Annotated in this window: 14 protein-coding genes; 7 read left to right on the forward strand and 7 right to left on the reverse strand. The window is 36.6% G+C overall.

Features of this window, described 5'->3' with window-relative positions; genetic code table 11:
- Window positions 1-199 precede the first annotated feature (199 nt).
- Window positions 200-616, forward strand: coding sequence for a RidA family protein (locus NK356_RS15060; protein ID WP_034696549.1), 417 nt, complete (start codon window positions 200-202; stop codon window positions 614-616).
- On the opposite strand, the gene NK356_RS15065 is transcribed toward NK356_RS15060, so the two are convergent.
- A complete protein-coding gene (locus NK356_RS15065) occupies window positions 613-1,932 on the reverse strand; it encodes a M20 family metallopeptidase (RefSeq protein ID WP_253317360.1) in 1,320 nt (439 codons plus the stop codon). The two genes, NK356_RS15060 and NK356_RS15065, sit on opposite strands and share 4 nt — an antisense overlap.
- A 470-nt stretch (window positions 1,933-2,402) precedes the next feature.
- Here NK356_RS15065 and NK356_RS15070 point away from each other — a divergent pair, with 470 nt between their 5' ends.
- The 4 genes from NK356_RS15070 to NK356_RS15085 are packed head-to-tail and all read left to right on the forward strand — an operon-like array spanning window position 2,403 to window position 7,934.
- Window positions 2,403-2,849, forward strand: a complete 447-nt coding sequence (locus tag NK356_RS15070) for a hypothetical protein (RefSeq protein WP_034696550.1) — start codon at window positions 2,403-2,405, stop codon at window positions 2,847-2,849.
- The gene (locus NK356_RS15075) at window positions 2,846-4,921 is read left to right on the forward strand and encodes a GMC oxidoreductase (RefSeq protein WP_253317361.1); all 2,076 of its coding nucleotides are present in this window, start codon (window positions 2,846-2,848) and stop codon (window positions 4,919-4,921) included. Before NK356_RS15070 ends, NK356_RS15075 begins: the two co-directional genes overlap by 4 nt.
- A gap of 4 nt (window positions 4,922-4,925) precedes the next feature.
- A complete protein-coding gene (locus tag NK356_RS15080; RefSeq protein ID WP_156106469.1) occupies window positions 4,926-6,380 on the forward strand; it encodes a ferritin-like protein in 1,455 nt (484 codons plus the stop codon).
- 18 nt (window positions 6,381-6,398) lie between these two features.
- Complete coding sequence (locus NK356_RS15085) at window positions 6,399-7,934, forward strand: peroxidase, FMP-type (protein ID WP_253317362.1); 1,536 nt, start codon at window positions 6,399-6,401, stop codon at window positions 7,932-7,934.
- 56 nt (window positions 7,935-7,990) lie between these two features.
- Here the strand turns inward: NK356_RS15085 and NK356_RS15090 are convergent, their stop codons facing one another.
- From NK356_RS15090 to gndA, 5 genes are all read right to left on the reverse strand, one after another.
- Window positions 7,991-8,629 (reverse strand): TetR/AcrR family transcriptional regulator, encoded by a 639-nt coding sequence (locus tag NK356_RS15090; protein ID WP_034696556.1) that lies wholly within the window; start codon window positions 8,627-8,629, stop codon window positions 7,991-7,993.
- A gap of 715 nt (window positions 8,630-9,344) precedes the next feature.
- Window positions 9,345-9,983: a TetR/AcrR family transcriptional regulator gene (locus tag NK356_RS15095; protein ID WP_034696558.1), complete on the reverse strand. Its 639-nt coding sequence runs from the start codon at window positions 9,981-9,983 to the stop codon at window positions 9,345-9,347.
- A 705-nt stretch (window positions 9,984-10,688) separates the two neighbouring features.
- The gene (gene pgl, locus NK356_RS15100; RefSeq protein WP_034696559.1) at window positions 10,689-11,399 is read right to left on the reverse strand and encodes a 6-phosphogluconolactonase; all 711 of its coding nucleotides are present in this window, start codon (window positions 11,397-11,399) and stop codon (window positions 10,689-10,691) included.
- A 27-nt stretch (window positions 11,400-11,426) separates the two neighbouring features.
- A complete protein-coding gene (gene zwf, locus NK356_RS15105) occupies window positions 11,427-12,908 on the reverse strand; it encodes a glucose-6-phosphate dehydrogenase (RefSeq protein ID WP_253317363.1) in 1,482 nt (493 codons plus the stop codon).
- Between the two features lie 13 nt (window positions 12,909-12,921).
- Window positions 12,922-14,340 carry an NADP-dependent phosphogluconate dehydrogenase gene (gene gndA, locus NK356_RS15110; protein WP_034696560.1) on the reverse strand — a complete coding sequence of 473 codons (1,419 nt, stop codon included), beginning with the start codon at window positions 14,338-14,340 and terminating at the stop codon, window positions 12,922-12,924.
- A 252-nt stretch (window positions 14,341-14,592) separates the two neighbouring features.
- Here gndA and NK356_RS15115 point away from each other — a divergent pair, with 252 nt between their 5' ends.
- Entirely contained in the window at window positions 14,593-14,952 is a 360-nt protein-coding gene (locus NK356_RS15115; protein ID WP_034696561.1) for a hypothetical protein, read from the forward strand.
- Window positions 14,953-15,113: 161 nt separating this feature from the next.
- On the opposite strand, the gene NK356_RS15120 is transcribed toward NK356_RS15115, so the two are convergent.
- Window positions 15,114-15,872 carry a response regulator transcription factor gene (locus tag NK356_RS15120; protein WP_253317364.1) on the reverse strand — a complete coding sequence of 253 codons (759 nt, stop codon included), beginning with the start codon at window positions 15,870-15,872 and terminating at the stop codon, window positions 15,114-15,116.
- Window positions 15,873-16,640: 768 nt separating this feature from the next.
- On the opposite strand from NK356_RS15120, the gene NK356_RS15125 reads away from it, so the two are divergent.
- The gene (locus NK356_RS15125; protein ID WP_253317365.1) at window positions 16,641-21,149 is read left to right on the forward strand and encodes a fibronectin type III domain-containing protein; all 4,509 of its coding nucleotides are present in this window, start codon (window positions 16,641-16,643) and stop codon (window positions 21,147-21,149) included.
- Window positions 21,150-21,187: the final 38 nt, after the last annotated feature.

Here is a 21,187-nt window from a genome sequence, read left to right on the forward strand (position 1 = left end):
AAAACAAATCAAAATATATAAAAATTATTTACTTTTTAACAAGAAAAACCGCCTCAGTTGTGAGACGGCTTCTTTTTTATATCCGGATTACATTATTGGTGAAGTTAATCTTTACATTATTAAAAGAACATTTTTCTCAACATATGTAAAGACTTTTCCGATTTTTTTCTCTCATTTTTACTTTATTAAATGAAAGATTATGGAAAACAATAAACAACCCAAACTGATTAATCCCGCTGAATTATTCAATCCCAGCCCTTATGGCTTCTCCCACAGTATTTCTGTGGAATCTCCCTCCACAATATGTTTTATATCCGGCCAAAGCGGTGGTGTTGGAGAAAACCATGCATTAGCAGATGACTTTAAAACGCAGGTTCAGGATGCTTTGAATAATCTTGAAATAGTATTACAAAACCATTCTATGACGTTTGATAATATTGTCAAAATTACTCTTCTCATTGTTGACCACAATCAGGATAAACTTGAAATCTGGGCAGAAGAGGCAAAAAAAGCATGGAAAAATGCATACCTGCCTACCAGCACGCTTATCCCTGTAAGTCAACTTGCCTTACCAGGAATGTTGTTTGAGATTGATGCGATTGCAGTAAAAAATTAGTTACTGTTAAGTCTTTCCATAAGTAATGATGAAAAGCTTTTTACTCCGGTTCTGATACTTTCTTCATCCACCTGAAAATTGGGAGAATGATTCATGGCAATTACACCCTTTCCAAAATTGGATCCTCCCAGAAAGAAGTAAACTCCCGGAATTTTTTGTTGAAAGTAGGCAAAATCATCATTAAAAAACGGAACCTGTCCGTAATCTGAGGCTACTGACTGTTTTCCATATAGATTCTGAAGAATTTCTATTGCCGAATGAGTCAGTTTTTCATCGTTGATAACAGTTGGGTTTCCTTGAATAAATGACACCGAAAGAAGCTTTTCTTTATAACCGCTGCCTTCAATAATTTTATGAATGGCAGGAATTATCTTATCCAAATTAGAGGCATTTGTCTCATACAGATAGTTTTCAAGAACAGATTCATTATTTTTAGAATATATATTGAATTTCCCGTCAGCAAAAAGATAATCTTTGAAAATAGTATCAGGATTCGTCAGTCCTAATTTAGGATCTACGATAGATTGTAATTCCCAGGGTTTGCCTCCGTCAGAAGTTCGGAGTAAAGAATTGCTAATCTTCTTTGCTAACCCGTTGAGCTCTTCTTCTGACAATCCATTTTTTAACTGAATCCTGATTCTCTTCTGATACGCAAACATTTCATTGGGTTTCACCATGATCTGCCCGACAGGTGTAGCGGTCACATGCAATCCGTAAATTTCATCTGGTTTTATTTTGGAAAGCAATCCGTTGTGAAGCATTTCTTTTGCTCCTTTAAAAGTTTCTTCTTCGGGCTGGAATATAAAATAAACTGTACCTTTTAATTCTTTTTTATTTTTTGCAAGAACCTCAGCAATTCCCAATCCAATCGCCATATGGATATCATGACCACAGCCATGCTGAATTCCTTTTATTTTTGATTTGAAAATTTCAGGATCGGGATAATCATTCGGAAGGGCATCCATATCTGATCTCCACGCAATTTTTTTTCCTGCCTTACCTCCTTTCAGAATCCCTACAACACTATGTCCGTAAATCTCTGTTTGAACTTCTATTCCCAGATCCAACAGATACTTCTTAATTTTTTCCTGAGTTTGCTTCTCCTTCCCTGCCAGCTCCGGGTTTTCATGAAAGTCCCGTCTGATATTCACCAATTTATTGAATATTTTATCTGTTTCCTGTTCAATAGATTGATGTACGGACAGCAAACTTCTATTTTTCGAAGAATGGGCAGTTATTTCCTTTTTGTTACCCAATCCCTGAGCAGACAAAAGAGAAGAAACAAAGCATAATAAAGTTAAGGTAAAGCGTTTCATGGTTATCAGTAATGGGTTTTATCTTTTATAATCGTTAAGTCAAAGGTTCAATTATACAGATTAGACATATGCTGTTTCGCTTTCGTTACATGCTGATCATCAATTTATTATTATTTTTTAAGTTATGGACTCCTCGGACATTAAAATCCCGTTTTATATTCAATACCACATTATTTAAAATAATTCTAAACTAGGTGAAAACAAAACCTCCTGAAACAGCCTATTATAAAGGGTTTGTTACAAAAAATTAAAATTTAATAAACACAAATTACGTAGAAATACTGAATCTTATCTGCAGCGATCTGATTAATTTCGGATAAACAAAATTGATAACTATGGATCGCTTGAAAAACATTCAATCATTTCTGAAAAAGAGGTGCTATCTGAAAAATCCGGCAACTATAGATCGATTGGCATGATAACCTCCTGTGAAAAGGAGTTGAAGATATCTAACCCAAATTTTTAACGAAATGAATATTATTAACAAAATCCTCAACGTCGACGATTATTATTTCGACGTGTTTATGTCTATCTCGGAAGCGCTTGCCGGATTTACAGTAAATGAACTACAGTCAACAGGGCTTGCAGAAACGTATTATACTTATGTTTTAAAAAGCCTGGATACAGAAACTTTCGTAGAATTCCTTACCGTTTCTAAAAATATTCTTGAAAATCATTCAGGTAAAGAAGAAGTAAACAAGGCTATTCAATCGGAAATTATCGGAAATCCGGGAATGAATGACATTGCCGGAAAAGTAATCACCATGTGGTATTTGGGAACCTGGGAAGGAGCCTATATCAATGATCTTTCTTACAAGGAAGGTCTTGTATGGAATCTGATGCACTCCCATCCTCCGGGAGCCAAGCAGCCGGGATATAAATCATGGAATATTAAACCTGTAAACAGTAACTCATGAGCCAGACCAATAACAAAAAAGATGTGATCATCGTAGGAACGGGGATCGCAGGATCATTGATCGCGAAGCTATTGTCCGATCATGTATTTGATGTAACCAAAGGAAAAATGATCCATCGTGCAGATGCCGGAAAATCGGATAATATCAAGGAAATATCAATCCTGATGTACGAAGCAGGCCTGGAAGCTGGTATCGAACTGGATTCCGTATCCTCAATGACCACTTACAATGAATATATCCGTACTTTTTACAGAGAGGAAGCCAAAGTTCCCAATTCTCCTTATCCGAACTTAAAGCAGGCTCCTTCTCCCAACGTTCTGGATATGGACCACATTGTTCAGCCGTATCCTAGTAAAAAGGGTTATCTGGTACAGTTTGGGCCAATGCCTTTTGCAAGTGATGCGATAAGAGTAGGTGGTGGAACTACCCTTCACTGGCTGGGAACTACACCAAGAATGCTTCCCAACGATTTTAAACTTACAGAAAAATATGGCATCACCATTCCAAAGCCGGATTCTGATGAAAAAACTTCTATCAACTGGCCGATAAATTATGAAGAACTAAGGCCTTATTATGAAATGGCAGAATTTGAAATCGGGGTTTCCGGAGATGTTTCAAGGCAGGAATATCCAATTACGGAGAAAACGGAAGAATATTATGGGAATTATGTATTTCCGATGGAAGAAATTCCTCAGAGCTATATGGATCATAAAATCATTGAAGGTCTTAAAGGGACAAGCGTGAAGCTCAGTTCCGGAGAGATTTCCTTAATGATGGTACCTTCTCCACAGGGAAGAAATTCTATTCCGAATCCAAAATACGGGAAAACAAAGATCATCAAAGCTGAACCAAAAGACTCCGGATATAAACTGGTTTTAGACAGCTCTGAAAAAGAAGAATACAAGGCTCTTGGTTCTGTTTGGAATCCTTATATGGGAGAACGCTGTGAAGGAAATGCGTCATGTGTTCCGATCTGCCCTGTTCAGGCTAAGTATAATGCTTTAAAAACCTTGAAAAAAGCTTTATATAAACTTAATGACAACGAAAATCTTAAGCGTAACCCATACATGCAGATCCAGGCACAGAGTGTGGTTTACAGATTAAGTATTGACCAAAATGATAAAGATAAAATATCGAAGGTTCATTTAAGAAGATATACTTCAAAAGAGAAAACAGATTTTGTTGAAGAATCTATTGATACTTCAGAAGCTATTGTGATTTTAGCTGCTAATGCTTTTGAAAACCCAAAAATTCTACTGAACTCCAAATATACGGTTAACAACGTTGTCAAAACAGCTGCCAACAGCAGTGATCAGGTGGGAAGAAACTTAATGGATCATATGGTAATGCTGACGTGGGGACTTTTCCCTGAACCGGTTTATCCTTACAGAGGCCCTGGTTCTACCACAAACATTTCTTCTTTCCGTGACGGAAGCTTCAGAGATCAATTTTCAGCATGGATTTCTCCTCTTGACAACTGGGGATGGGGATGGCCGGCATTTTCTCCGGGCTCTGATGTCGCAAAATTTATTGAAAAAGGGTTTTTTGGCGCAAAATTAAGAAAAGAACTTACCGACAGACTTTCAAAACAGGTATTATTTCATTTTGAAATTGAACAGCTTCCCAATCCTAATAACAGAGTTACGATTAACGATCAGTATCTGGATGTATTGGGAATTCCGCGTCCTGTTATTCACTATGAACTGACAGAATATGAAATAAAAGCGATGGAACAGGCAAAAAAAGCTTCTGATCAGATGTTTAAAAGATTAAATATTGAGAGCTTCACAGAATATACTGCAAAAGACAAGAATTCTGTGATGTACAACGGAGAAAGATATTCTTATAACGGAGCTGGCCACATCGTAGGAACTCACAGAATGGGTTCTACAGCAGAAGATTCTGTAACCAACAGCTATTGCAAAGCCTGGGATCACCCGAATTTATACATTGTAGGAGCAGGAAATATGACCACTCTGGGAACTTCAAACCCTACTTTAACCTTATCAGCATTCACAATCCGTTCGGTAGAATCTATTCTTGCTGATCTTGAAATTCAACTTAAAAAATAACAACATGAGACAAAGACTTATCAATAAAACAGCACAACCCCAGGAAACTTTATTAACCGCAGGAAGGATGGCAGCAAGAAGCGCCGTTGTTACTGAAGCCGTTTCATTACCTTCTTTATTATTTGATTCAACACTTAGTAAAGAAGACTGGATAGAAGGGTTAAAGCACCACAGCAAAACCTTAACGAATCTTTTGCTTAATGATCAGATCAAAGATTTTAATGCTTATCTGGAATCTGAGTTGGGTTCTGGAGTTTCAGAATTAAAAAAAGGGATAACAGAAATTGATTATAAACCGGTTTTACAAGACCTATTACAAACGGCCATTCTTATCGAACATTCTACAATTCCTCCTTACCTTACGGCTTTGTACTCAATCAAGGATGGAACTAACGCTCTGGCTTCACAAATTATCAGAAGTGTTGCTGTAGAAGAGATGCTTCACCTGATTATGGTTTGTAATGTTCTGAATGCCATTGATATTCAGCCTTCTGTCAACAAACAGGAAAACTACCCTACTTATCCGATGAAATTACCGATGAACGTTGATTTCTATGTAGGTCTGGAAACATTCTCAAGCAACAGCATTGCTACATTTATTGCAATTGAAAGTCCAAGCCAGCCTCTGGTAAAAGCTCCAAAATATGATCACGAAACCGATTCTTCTGCATTATATTCTCAAAGAGCTGCGGTACAGGAAAACAACTTCTGGACTCTTGAAAACATGAAGGGCTTCATCATGGAAAACGTACATACTATCGGTGAATATTATGATGTCTTATTCTTCTATATCGTTATTTTCCAAATCATTGCTTATTACAAAGAACATGGAAAACTTCCGACAAATTTTGAGGAATTAAATAGCGGAGGAATTTTTACAGGAGATTCAAAAAAACAGATCCGTCCGGAACAATATTACGGAAGTGGAGGAAAATTACATTCTGTAGAGGCTTTGGCCGGAGTAATTGCTGTTTTCCAGGAAATCAAAGGGCAAGGTGAAGGTGCTGATGACTCTATTTTTGATGTTGACCCATCCCAGTTTGAAGAAGGGGTTGAACTGGCACATTATTTCAGATTTAAAGAAGTTTTCCATGAGCATTTCTATCTCGGAGGAAACTATGAACCTTTCATGGATGAAAACGGAATGATGCCTGTAACAACTCCGCCTACAGGAAAAGACCTTCCGGTAGACTGGAATGAGGCTTATCCTATGAAGCCCAATCCGAAGATGAAAGACTATGCAGAAAATGAAGCATTACATACACAGGCTGTTGAGTTTAATAAAACTTACAGACGTTTATTGGATGCTATACAAAGTGCTGTGGAAGGAAATCAGAGAGAACTGGAAAAATCCATTATGTATATGTATGCTTTGAAAGAGCAGGCTGTTAATTTGATGAAACAACCTTTGGATGCACAAACTAACGCAGGTCCCACTTTCGAATACATCAATCTATAATCATAAAAACGATATATCATGTTAAAAAGAAAAAAAGTAAGTCCAGAAACGGGAGGAGAACAGTTATTCCGAAAAATGCCGGGTCAAAATGAAGTTAATCTGGCTGAAGTAATGGATGGCTATTCAAAACTTCTTATTGATGATCCGGTAAGACCATTCAGAGAAGACAACCTGCAGGCCATTGAAAATAATGTAGACTATGGAATCCTTGCTGCATTAAACGGTACATGGGTAAGCTATAATGTTAATTACAATAAAGACGTTCCCAAACCTTCATTAGCAAGCGGAGTACATACTACCATCATGCCTTCCCCAGGAACCAATTCAGGAACGATTCCCGGAAAATTCGCTTTTGACAGTGAAGAATATATTGAGAAACTGACATTCTCCATCGTTCCCGGAGGAGTACGTAACCGTGGTGGTGCAAGTGAACTTTTCTGCGGAGCAGTTAAATATGAACAAACCATTAAAAGTGTTAATGCTATACCAGGACAGGAAGCCCTGAAATATACACCCATCCACGAAGAAAACGGAATGTACCTATGGCTGAGTGATGTCTATAATCATGCAGCAACGAAAGAATCTATTGAAAGAGACCGTGGTATTCATGCCATTTCAACAGAAGATGCAAAATATGGATATACCGGAGAATACAGAGATGAGCCTTTGCTAAGGATAACACCAGACGGAGAAGCCCACCCAAAATATATTCTTCAAAGCCAGCTGGAGCCGGGACAACCTTATTATGAGATCATTCCGGCACAGGAAATAAAGCCGGGAGCAGGGCTTGATGGCCCTTATTTTATCCCGGACTACTCTATCTCAAGAAGCGGTGTTATTCCTCATGGAAGTACCATTACTTTGCTTGGAGATATCATCCCTCAAAATAAAGATAAAAAGACGTACTATTTAATTGAAGGCTCTCCTCAGTTCCCTTATGGTAAAGAAGCCTGGGAAACCAATCACCTTTCAATTTCACGTACAATGGGAAATGCCGGAGTAACTCCTGAGGAAATCATTGATCTTGATCAACCAGCACCGAAGTGGGTTCATGAAACACTTGATGATGTTAATGATCCGGGTTCAAATAAGATTTATACCCAGAGAATACTGGCAGATGATTTATATCCTTACTCTGTGCGCCCTGATTTAAGATTAAGAGATACGCTAAGAGGTCAACACGTCAGCAATTATGTTCATGTGAGAATGTCTTCCAAAATGAAAACCGGAGCGCAGGGAGGAGTTTTGAACGTTCCTTTTGTCAACCGTTTCGTTCCGACTGTTGAGTGGATATGGACATGTGGATTGAAACCATCATTGAAGACGGAAAAGAAATTCTTCAGCTTCAGTACGAACAAATCGTATTCTTTGAATTTGATTTCGGTAACGACGGAGGTACTACAAGCTGGCCTCACATTCAGGTTAATACCCTTCGTAAGATACAGGATATTCCTGAAGATCAGAGAAAGGTTATTGAAGAACAGTTTTATAATACTGCAGGAAGTTCTGATGCAGCTTCAGGGTGTCCTTATCATAAAGGATAAACTACCATAAGTATCATATAAAAAAGGGGCAATAATTTGCCTCTTTTTTATTTTCTTTATAATAAATTAAAGATTATCGTGGGTCTGTTCTACCATGAAAGATATTGCCTTTTTGATTTTTTCACGCCCTTCAGGAGTATTGGTATCTATACCACAGAAAATACTGCCATTCAGAGATGCAAACATATTGAGGTAGTATAGTCCTGAAACCATGATAGCCATAATAGAACGGTAGGTATCCATTTTATCTTTGAAACGGGATTCCATCAATAATTTGAAGATATATTCTCCATTTTCTTCCTGAGTATCAATCAGTTTTTTTAATGATTTCCGGGGCTCAGAAATAGTCCACAACAATAGTTTTTGAGCTTCTTTATTGGCGTATACGTAATCAAACTGTGAAAGAAGCATATGTTCTATAAATTCTCTGCCTCCATCTTCAAGATTCGGTTTCATCTTTTCCACTTCCTCACTGGTTACTTTTACCCAGAAATCCTGTGTACGGACATATTCGTCCATCAGGCCATCCATTCCGCCAAAATAGGTATAGATCATTTTCTTATCTACCCCGGCAGTAGCAGCGATATCATTAATCTTCAACCCTGCATGTCCCTTCGTTTTGAGTATTTTTCCAACGGCATCCAAAAACTTTTTTTTGCTGCGTTCTTTATTCCTAATACTACCTGATGCTGACTTTCTTTCCATGACTAAACATTCAATATACAAGTTTAAGAAATTTTTTTATCATTTTAGACACCAGCCAGTGTCTAATTTAATCTATTTGTATATATTTGCACAAACTAAAACCATTTTATATATAAAACACTATCGAAGTTGAAAAATTAAAAACTATTCAGATTGTATCGTTAGTTCCCTCAGTTTAAAATATTTCGAACATCAACGACTGAGGTAAAAACACAACCAGCAGCATCATTTTTCCATAGTGATGCTGTTTTTTCATCTCAAAAAAATGGAATGATATTAAATAAAATACTTTTTTATAGATATTTTTTATCACTTATTCTTTTTAGGAAGCATACACTTACTATAAGATAGAAATTCTGTTGTATTTTACAGGTTAAACCTATTGAAAAACATTAATTAATAGAAGTTCTTACTCTTATAACAAAAAATAATATACTGAATTTCAAAACATTAAATGAAATTAAGAAAAATTTCACTATTTTACACACTTAACAGTGTCTTATTTTATATATTTGTACAAACTAAAACCAACTATATATTTAAAACACTATTAGGTTGAAAAATAAGACAATCAAATTGGATTATTGAGTTCCCATACTTTAAGACAATTTCAAATACGAAACAACTAAGGTAGAAACACAACTTATAGACAGACCATTAGATTTCTAATGGTTTTGTTTTTTTACAGGAAGTTCAATTTTCAAAATTAAGAACACTACAGGTTTTCATAAGTATGGTGCAACATGAAAGAAATGGCTTTCTTGATCTTATCTCTTCCTATAGTCGTGTTAACATCTATTCCACAGAAAATACTTCCATTAATTGCAGCGTACATATTCAGGTAATAAAGTCCTGAAACCATAATCGCCATAATGGAGCGTACATCTTCAGCATTATCTTTAAAATGGGAATCCATCAAAAGTTTAAAAATATACTCTCCGTTTTCTTCCTGTGTTTCTGTAAGTTTTTTTAAAGATTTACGAGGTTCTGATAAGCGCCAAAGCAGGAGTTTTTGCGCTTCTTTGTTGGAATAAACATAGTCAAATTGAGATAAAAGCATTTCTTCCATGAAAGATTTCCCTCCATCATCCAATTTGGGTTTTATTTTTTCAATCTCTTCAATGGTTACTTTACTCCAGTAATCCTGCGACCGGATATACTCATCAATCAAACCGTCTATTCCTCCAAAATAAGAGTAAATCATTTTCTTATCCACCCCGGCTGTAGCAGCAATACTATTCACTTTCAAGGCAGTATACCCTTTTGTTCTCAGTATCTTTCCCACTGCATCCAAAAACTTTTTTTTACTGCGTTCCTTGTTCCGGATACTTCCTGCTACAGACTTTCTTTCCATGGTAAACTTTCAATCGTACAAGTTTATGAATTTTTTTTCATTTTAGACACTTTTTAGTGTCTAAATTTATATATTTGCATAAACTAATAACCATTTTAAATAAACAGACAATCAAAGTTGTGAGGTTGAGAGAGATCAGGTTGCACCGTTAGTACCCTCAGTATAAATATTTTACTATTCAATTACTGAGGTGAAACATTTCTTAAGCAGCATCATTAATTAATTTAATGGTGCTGTTTTTATTAGTAAAGGGATTTTTTAGCAGTCAACCATAATAAATACCTGATATTGCTGTTTTTGATTTAATTAAATCATTTTTTTAATTTATATCATTCTCTCAAAAACGTCCTATACAAAAGGATTTCTTTAGTTTTCTAAAATTTTTTAATAATATTTTTCAATTTTTTTTCATTTTAGACACTTCGTAGTGTCTTAATTTGTATATTTGCTGCAAACTAATAACCATTTTATATAGAAACACGATTTGAGTTGGAAAAATTTAAGTTTCGAAAAAAAAGCAACTAAGGTAAAAACACTAAATGCAGCAGCGTCATGAGATCTCTAATGATGCTGTTTTCATTTAGCGTATGCTACTTTCGTTTAATCTATAGAAAATTGTATTTACCGGGAATCCGGTAATAGAATAGTTGATATGAAGAGAGACTGTCCAGGGACAGTCTCTTATTTTTTTAAGATTGAAGTATATTAACCTCTGGCTTTTTCGTCTGTAAAAAACTGAAATCCATCCTTCTTCTCAATAAGCTGCATTGGATATAATGAAGGATTATATTCACCGTTCAAAACTTCGTTTAATGCATGTTTTTTGGATTCACCAAATGCAATAGCCAGAATATGATCTGCATTATTGATAATAGGAGCAGTCAATGTGATTCTGAACATTTCCTGAGGCTTAAGATAATAGGCAGATACCCATTTTTCTTTTTCATTTAAAACTTCTTCCCCTGGAAATAATGAGGCCGTATGACCGTCATCTCCCATTCCCAGCAGGATAAAATCAAAAACACCATCATCTCCAAGAACAGTTCTGATCTGCTGTTCATAAGCTTTAGCATAGTCTTCAGGAGTTATTCCTTCAGCATACATAGGAAAGATATGGTTTTGATCTACCGGAACCTGATTGAGAAGTGCCTCATCTGTCATCCGGAAGTTGCTTTTATCATCGTTCAAAGGAACCCATCTTTCATCTACCCAAAAGAAGTAGACTTTACTCCACTCAATCTGTTCTTTATATTCTGGTGTTGCCAGCAGTTTGAAAATGGCTTTAGGCGAAGATCCTCCACTGAGAGCCACTACAAAACGGTCATTTTTCTGAATAGATTTTTTTGAAAGGTCAACAAATGTATCTGCAGCCTTTGTGTACAGTTTTTCCAGATCGTCAAATACTGTAATATTCATTTTCTGTTTGTTTAAATTTATATTGTTTTATACCCAGCTGTGTCCTTGTCTTTCTACCAAAGCATTAACGTCTTCCGGTCCCCAACTTCCTGCTTTATAATTCGGAAAAGAAAGGTCTTTATTATTTTCCCAGGCTTCCTGTATGGTGGTGACAACATCCCAGGCTTCTTCCACCTGATCGGAACGCATAAACAAGGTAAGATCTCCTAAAAGAGAATCCTGTAATAAGGTTTCATAAGCTTCCGGAGTATCATCCTGACAGGCAAAATTGTCAAAAATCATTTCTGCAGGTTTCAAATCCAGCGTCAGTCCTGGTTTTTTAGTCATGAACTGTAATCTGATATCCATCATTGGCTGGATATTAATAATCAACCTGTTTGCTGACAAAAGATGCGGACTATCTGAGAATGTTGAGTGAGGAAGCGGCTTAAACTGGATCGTAATATAAGAGTGCTTTTCTTTCATTTTCTTTCCGGTACGTACATAGAAAGGAACATCCTGCCATCTTTCATTATCCAGATAAAATTTTATCGCTGCAAAAGTTTCCGTATTGGAATCTGCTGCAATTCCATCTTCCTGGCGGTAACCTTTCACTTCTACTCCGTTTATAGTACCTTTTCCGTACTGACCTCTTACTGCATAATGGTCAACCTGATCGGAAGATATTCTTCGAATTGATTTCAGAACGTCTACTTTCCGGTCTCTGATTTCACCAGACTGCAATGAAGCAGGTGGTTCCATTGCTACCATACACAGGATCTGTAACAGGTGGTTCTGGATCATATCCCTTAATGCTCCTGTCTGTTCATAAAAAGCACCTCTTGTCTCTACCCCAACTTCTTCTGCTACTGTAATCTGTACAGATTCTATATATTTATGATCCCATAAAGGTTCAAAAATTGAATTCCCAAACCTGAACGCCAATATATTCTGCACTGTTTCTTTCCCCAGATAGTGGTCGATACGATAGATTTGTTCTTCTTCAAAAGTTTTTGCCAAAAGACTGTTTAATTCAATGGCTGACTGCTTATTATGACCAAAAGGTTTTTCAATAATAATACGGTCCTTTTTCGGATCAGAAGCCAATGAAGTTGTTTTGATATGATTGGATATCGTGGTAATAAAATTAGGTCCAATGGATAAGTAAAATAACCTGTTTGCTCTTATCCCATACACGGAATCAAAATCCTGCAATTTCTGCTGTAGATTCTCATAAGAACTTTCTTCATCCAGCTGATGCTGAAAATAAGTAATATGAGCCTGAAACCCTGCCCAGTCTTCAGAAGTCACTTTTTTTCTGGAGAAACTCTCAAGGTTTTCTTTGATATAATTTCTGAAATTTTCGTTGGTATTTTCTGCCCTTCCCAATGCTACAATATTAAAGCCTTTGGGCATTCTGCCATCGATATATAAGTTATAAAATGCCGGAAAAAGTTTTCTTTTTGCCAGATCTCCTGTAGCACCAAAAATAACGATAGTTGTTGGCTGCAAGATTCTATTTTGATTCATTTCTTCCGAATTTTTAATTATTTGCACTTTGCCAAGAAGTATGGAAAACTCCCTCTCTGTCAATACGCTGATACGTATGAGCTCCGAAATAATCACGCTGAGCCTGGATCAGATTCACAGGAAGAGATTCTGTAGTATAGGCATCAAAATATCCCAAAGCCGTCTGGATTCCCAAACTTGAGATTCCGTTGGTAACGGCATATCCTGCAGTTTTTCTTAAAGCTTTGATTTTTGATTTTACCAGTTCGGAAATATCCTGATCAAGAAGAATATTAGAAAGACTAGGGTTTTGGGTATATGCTGAATAGAATTTTTCCAGCAATACAGAACGGATAATACATCCTCCTCTCCAGATTTTCACCACATCTTTCAGCGGAATTTCAAAACCATATTCTTCAGATGCTTTTACCAGTAAAGATAAACCTTGCGCATAGCTGATTAAGGTAGAAAGGAAAAGAGCATCGCCCACTTCCTTGATGAATAATTCTATATTTTCCGGCTTTGTAATTTCGCTTTCAGTATAGATTTTTGAAGCCTGAACTCTTTCGGTTTTATAGGCAGATAAAATTCTTGAAGTTACAGCAATGTCAATGGTAGGAATAGAAACTCCGATTTCCATAGCTTGCTCGGAAGTCCATTTCCCTGTTCCTTTCGCTCCTGCCTTATCTAAAATCTGATCCACAAGATAGCTATCTGTTAATGAATCTTTTTGAGTGAAGATATCTCTGGTGATTTCAATAAGGAATGAGTTCATTTCGCCATTATTCCATTCTTTGAAAACCTGATAGAGCTGTTCATTATTTAAGCCTGCTCCTCTTTTAAGAAGATCATAAGCCTCACTGATAAGCTGCATAATTGCATATTCAATACCATTATGTACCATTTTCACATAGTTTCCGGCAGACCCTTTTCCCATATAAGCTGTACATGCTTCATTGTCTACTTTTGCTGCAATAGCTTCCAGCATTGGTTTCAGAAGTTTGAAGGCTTCCAGATCTCCTCCAGGCATTATACTTGGACCTGTTCTGGCTCCTTTTTCTCCTCCTGACACTCCCATTCCCATAAAATGCAGTTTTTTAGATGCCAGATCAGCAACACGTCTGTTGGTATCTTCAAAATAAGAATTTCCGGCATCAATTACGATATCACCTTCATTTAAAAGTGGGGTAATATTTTCCAGCACAGCATCTACAGGTTTTCCTGCAGGAACCATAAGAATAATTTTTCTTGGAACTTCCAGTGCGGATACGAAATCTTCTAAAGAGCCTGTACCTTTTACCTTCATTTCTGAAGCAGCTCCGCCTTCTAATTCTTTCACTTTTTCCTGATCCAGATCAAATCCTGCGATTGAAAATCCGTTGTCAGCGATATTATAAAGCAGATTCCGCCCCATTACTCCAAGGCCAACCATCCCATAACTATATCTTTCCATTATATTGGTATTAATATGAATTTTGTTATACAGACAATAAAATTACGGAAATGCCTATTATGAAAAAAATAAAAGGAAATAAAAAGTTGAGAGCACTTTTGTTTTTCCCTCATTTATAAGACCCTAATATTCACATTTTCACATGATTTTGTGCTTACAGAATAAAATTCAATCATTAATATGGGAATGATCTATTAAAACAGTCTGTTTTTTGGCATAATTAAACTTATATTTGCCAAAATTTATAAAGTAATGAACTATAAACTTGAACTCAACACTCAGGAGCCTAATTCTAAAATCGTTTTTAATAATATCATATTTGATTCGTTCAAGATTAATATAGTTGAAAGATATATCGGGTCAATGAAGGCTCGTCCTACATTATGTGAGGTTTTATTTAAAGTAAGAACTTTAGATAATGTCATTATCAACAGAAAAGATGGTAATATAAGAGTAAAGATAAAGGGTGATGATTTTGAAACGTATCAGAAATTATCCAGAGACCTGAACTCTTATGAATACAAAAACAAACTGATTAACAGAAAAGAGGTAGAACAGAATTATGTTCATTTCATCCTGAGTTTAGTAATTACAAATTATCAGCTTAATTAAGCTGTTCCGGACATTCTCCTTCTATCATTTTTCAGAGGGAGAATGTTCAGAAAACAATACACAGAAAGCAACCAGTTTTTAATTAAAAACTGTAAGTTATACTGAGCGTTCTATTTTGATTCTCAGCCATTTCGGCCTGGAAGCATTTAAAAAAGTATAGTTTAAATCAAATTATTCGTTATTACGTAGGATATTGCTTCGATGATATTCTTCACTCCAATTCTCTCAAACAATTTGCTCCTGTGAAACTTTATGGTACTTGGCGACACAAACAATTGTTCTGCAATTTCTTCTATTTTTAACCCCTGAAGGTAAAGCCGTATTATTTCTATTTCCCTTAATTTTAAGGCAACTTTACATTCTTCTGTCCATTTTCCTGTAAAAAGATTATATTTCCAATAGGTATCTGAGGTATTGGATATAATCCGGATATTTCCTGCATTCCGATTGAGAGAATAAGACACTACACAGACTATTTTGGAGATCTCGCCATCATCACAAATTTCTATGGGTGTAACCCTGTGATTTACGAGTACATCTACACTATTGGTATACTTCAGATGAAAATCATAAGTAATCGTGTGTATTTTTTTTTCTTCTGCTGAAAGGCATTCAAAAAACTGAAACCCATAAGTACTTACTTTCCTTAATATTTCAAGATCTGCTTTCTTGGTGTATTTCCGGAAAAAATTATAGCCCATTTTTTCAACTTCAGCAGCACTTAAACCAGAAAAAAGAAGAGGATTTTCTGAAACAAATTCTAATTTCTTTGTTTTAAGATCTGCAATGTAAACACAGCCCAGACTGGTTTCCGATACCGCTTTTAGTACATTAAGATATTTGTCTGATCCACTCTTATTTTCAAAATTTGATAAACCTGATGCCTTTTTGGCAACCAATGAATTATTTTTATCACTCATATTTTTGACATGATAATAAGATATATTTTTTTATTAGATGATTTTTGCAAACATATTCATAATTACGCTAAATAAAAAATCTATCAAAACTTAATTATAATTAAACTAAAAACTACAAATTATTTATTTTGATAATAAAAAAATCTACACAGCTTCATTTTATTACATTTTTAATACCTTGAAAATTATATTTTTCCACTTTGTACGGAAATTAAAAAAGCAAAAGAATGAAAGAAAGATATATATAAATCATTATTTTTAAAAGGAAACTTATATTTTTTCTGTTTTGAAAGCATTTTTAGAGGATCAGCCTCTTATTAATTCATCAAACTTTGATTTAAAAACTATACGAAAGTATAGTAACATTCAATTTTTAATAAATTAATTTTACCCAAGCCCTAACAATAAAAACTAATCAAAGAGAACCATATAAAAATGAAAGACACCAAAAAAAATTAAAAACTATAACAACTTATACGCAGTAAAGTGAATTTTTCATAAAAAATATTAAACCCCACTCATCTGCAACCGAAATTATTCCCACTCGCTTAGTATTCTACTATTTTTCCTGTTTATCCATTAATCACTTTTGTTAAAGAGGTGATGTGGAAGTACAGTGATATGCTTTAACCCACTTATCGTCTCTGTGAATTGAAAACAGAGTTTTTCTATGAGTTTCTGAAACGAATCCCATAGAAAAGCACGTGTACTTTTCAAAAGAGCGCTTAAGTAAATTGAATAACAGACTCTAATTTAAAATGAAACTATATGAGAAAAATTCTACCCGTTATCTTATTTTTAATGATTTTTGCGCATGCCCGGGGGCAAACCTGTTCTCCCGTTCCTGTGCCTTTTTCACAGTCATTCAGCAGTGGTGCACTACCAGCATGCTGGACCAGCCAGAACCCTTCTTCAACCTCAACGAACGCTAACGTTAAATGGAAATTTTCCGGATCAGCCGGATATGGAGCCACCGGAAACGGAGGTAAACCTGCCGGAACTTTTGCATGGGTTGATGCATCTTCCCCTTATGCAGGGGAACACACCGTTGAACTGATAAGCCCTCAAATCAACTTAGCCGGATTAACGAATCCTTATATCAAATTTGAATGGTTTAAAGATCATTTGACTGCACTCAATGGCACAGTACCTGCTGCCGACAACAATCAGCTGAAACTTGCTGTAAATAGCGGTTCCGGATGGGTACAAGTCTGGTCCGGTGACACCAATTCTCCTGAATGGAGAACTGTTGGCGTTCCTTTGGCAGCAAGTTATGTTGGATCAACCATTCAGTTAAAATTTACCGTTGATAAAGATGTAGCCGGAAATGGTGATTTTTATGATGATGTATTGTTAGATGAAGTTCAGGTAATACAAGCTCCTACATGTTTTGAACCTGTTACTTTGTCTGCGTCTAATATTGCACCTACTTCTGCAACACTGAACTGGACTGCTCCTCTTGCACCGGCACCAGCTCCAGCCAATGGATATGAATATTACTACAGTACAAACAGTACTCCTCCTGCAGCCGCAACACCAGGCACACCCAATCCCGGAACGAGTGCTAATATCAGCTCTCTTACTTCGGGTGCTACTTATTACTGGTGGATAAGATCTGTCTGTTCTGCAACGGATAAATCACAATGGGTAGCAGGTAATCCTTTTACACCAGGACAAATTGGTGGAGGTACTGCCACTCATGCCTTTCTACCTGTTTATTCCTGCTCAGGCTTTAATTATTCCCAGCAGATTTATATGGCTACAGAGATTGGAGCCGCTGTCGGAACGAATAATTATATAACAGCCATCAGATTTTTTGTTTCCACAACTGCAGCTACCCAAGCTAATTATAATCAATGGGTAGTATATATGGGAAACACCTCACAAGCAGATTTTGCAACCACTTCAAGCTGGATCCCTACCCCATCTTTAACACAGGTATATTCTGGAACTTTACCAACAATGGTAGCAGGTACGTGGGTTGAAATTCCTTTAAGTACACCATTCTTATGGGATGGTGTCAGCAATGTCGTGATCGGTGTTGATGAAAATTCAACAGGAACATCATGTACCGCCAACTGGGGAAGTTATTCTGCAGGAAATAACCGTGGGATGATTTATTACAATTCTACTACCAATCCGGATCCGGCAAATCTTCCTACTGCAACAAGCAGATATGCTGTATTACCGAGGTTACAACTGACAGGTACAACGTTACCAAGTTGTACAAATACGCCTCCATCCAATATTGCCGTAAATAATATTACAGCTACCTCAGCCAATGTTACCTGGACTGCAACAGCCAATGCCACCTATGTTGTAAGATACAGAATACCTCCTTCCCTTACATGGCAAACGATTAATGTAACAACTCCTTTTACTAATAGTGTAACGCTTACCTCTTTAACTGAGCAGACTCAATACGAGGTAGAGATCGCAACCATTTGTGGAACGCAAGGGACATTTTCTACCCCTGTCAGTTTTACAACACCTGCACTCACCTACTGTAATGCTGCTCCAGCAACAGTTACGAACGGTTACATTAATAACATTACGATGATGGGTACCAATGTACCTTTAACAAGTAATAATTCAGGGCCAACAACATATACAGATTATTCTACAGATCCTACAAAGACCATTACACTCCTGAGAAATTCAGTTAACAATACATTATCTGTAGGAAGATCAATTATATCAGGAACCTATTCTACCAATGCATGGATAGATTTTAACGGTGATGGTATTTTTGATAACAACCCAACAACCACTGCTGGTGGAGAAAGAATTATGAATCTTGGCTATTCCAGCACAACTCCTGTTACTGCTACTTTTGATGTTCCTGCAAATGCTTATCTGGGAACAAGTAAAGTAAAAATGCGTGTCATTGTATATTCTCTCACTCCGGCCAACGCCTGCGGACCTTTAACAAGTAATGGAGAGGTGGAAGATTATTACGTAAAGTTCATTGATCTTCAGCCTTGTACTACAGCTGCTCCTACTACTATTGCAGTGAATAACCTTACTCATAATTCTGCGTATGTGTCATGGATTCCTACGGCTAATGCTACTTATGTTATCAGATGGAGACAAGGAAGTACAGGAGCATGGCTTCCATCTGCAACAGGACAAACTCTTCCTGCAGGACAAAGCTTTTATACCATAACGGGACTTACCGAGCAGACCGGATATCAGGTACAAATTGCCACAATCTGTAATGGAAACCAGGGAGCATTTTCTCCAAGTATAAGTTTTACAACTCCACCATTAACATATTGTAGCATGACCGGAACAGGAACAAACGATTATATTTCTAATGTGAAAGTTACCCCTGTTAACTTCCCGGCAATAGACAACACCTCAGTTCAAACGAACTACATCAGCTATACGACACCAGCTACTCTTATTAATCTGGAGATCGGTTCTCAGGGAAATCAATTAGCTGTTTCTAAAGGCTGGGTAGGAACACAATATGCCGATGCTATAAATGCATGGATCGATTGGGACAGAGACGGAGTTTTCACAGATGCTGAAAAAGTAATGACTTCTGCTGCCAGCACCACAACTCCAATAACGGCAACTTTTAATGTTCCTGCAACAGGAGTTTATACAGGCCCACTAACCACTACGATGAGAGTAGTACTGAAACGAACCAGCGCTCCTGCAATGTGTGCAGATGCAGCCAATGGAGAGGTAGAAGATTATGCTGTAAGATTAAGACCTTGTAATAATACAACACCGGGAAATCCTGTATTTACCAATATCACACATAATTCTGTCAATATAAACTGGACTGCTGCAGCCAACAATAATGCGTTTGTTCTGGAATACAGACCCATTACAACACCTGTTTCTGCATGGACCACTTTAAACCTGTCTGTTTTAGGAGGAAACCCGCCTGTAACAATCAATGCTTTAACTCCTGCTACTACTTATGAGGTAAGAATTGCAGCAGTTTGTGGCAGCACAGGAATCGGAGTTTATACACCAATAAAAACATTTACAACAAGATGTGATCCTACTCCACCATTTGTAACGATAAGTAATGTAACATCAAACTCAGCCTTAATCACCTGGAATCCGGTTGTTCCAAGTGCCTCTTATATTTTAAGATGGCGGGAAGTAGGCGCTGGCCCGTGGAATACACCAACGATCCCTCAACCACCGGCAAATTCATATACGATTCCAAATCTTGATTCATTTAAAACATATGAAGTACAGGTAGCCAATATCTGTAATGGAGAAACAACTGCCAATCCGTGGTCTAATCCAAAAGTGTTTACCACAGAAAGAATATGTGAAATTCCTCCTCCAGGGCTTATGATTACTCAGATTATGCCAACAACGGCAGAAGTTGTATGGGATCCTTTTCCGGGAGCTACTTATATACTGAAGTACAGAAAGGTAGGTATTCCGAGCTGGACAGAGGTTGTGGTTCCTACAAATACCTACACCATCACTGGTTTGCTGGAACTCACTAAATACGAAATGCAGGTAGCCAATATCTGTAACGGAGTACCGGGAAATTTTACAAAACTGTATTATTTCACAACTCCAACCGTCATCTACTGCCCGATGTCAGCAGCCAATTCTACAACAGAATTTATTTCAAAGGTGACTGTGAAACCTAATGGTAATAAGGAAATGATTAATGAATCTCTTGCCTCTACTTATTCAAATTTCACAGGAAATCCTTTAAAGTTTATTGATTTAATTCAGGGATCAAAAGGTAATCAGATTACTATTGATAAGACTTTAAGTTCAGGAACTAACGCTGGTGTTGCAGTCTGGATCGATTTCAACAGAAACGGAGAATTTGACATCAATGAAAGAATTCTGGCAGACGGACCTAATGGAAACCCAACAGCAAGTACTACTTTCTCTGTTCCTGACAATGCCTTCATAAGTATGACAGATTATAAATATGTAGTCATGAGAGTTGCTTTACAGAAGGATGGTATTCCTGTGAACTGTACGAATTTCAAAGACGGTGAGGTGGAAGATTATACGGTCAGAATTTCAAAACAACCTGTACCAAATTCTCTTAATCAAGCAGATATCCACATTTATCCCAACCCGGTAAGCTCCGTGTTGTATGTAAAAAATATAAGTTTCAAAGCTCAATATAAAATTTACAGTGCTGCCGGAAGATTGATATCAAGTGGAATCATCCTGAACAATGCTATTGATGTAAGCAATCTTATCCATGGAATGTATATGATCGAGATAGAAGATGGAGGAATAACCATTCAGAAGAAGTTTATTAAAGAATCTTAATCTCTTTTGTCAATGAAATTTCAATTTTTAGAATCAAA

It is taken from the genome of Chryseobacterium sp. S0630 (assembly GCF_024158915.1).
In the GTDB taxonomy this organism is placed as follows: Bacteria; Bacteroidota; Bacteroidia; order Flavobacteriales; family Weeksellaceae; genus Chryseobacterium.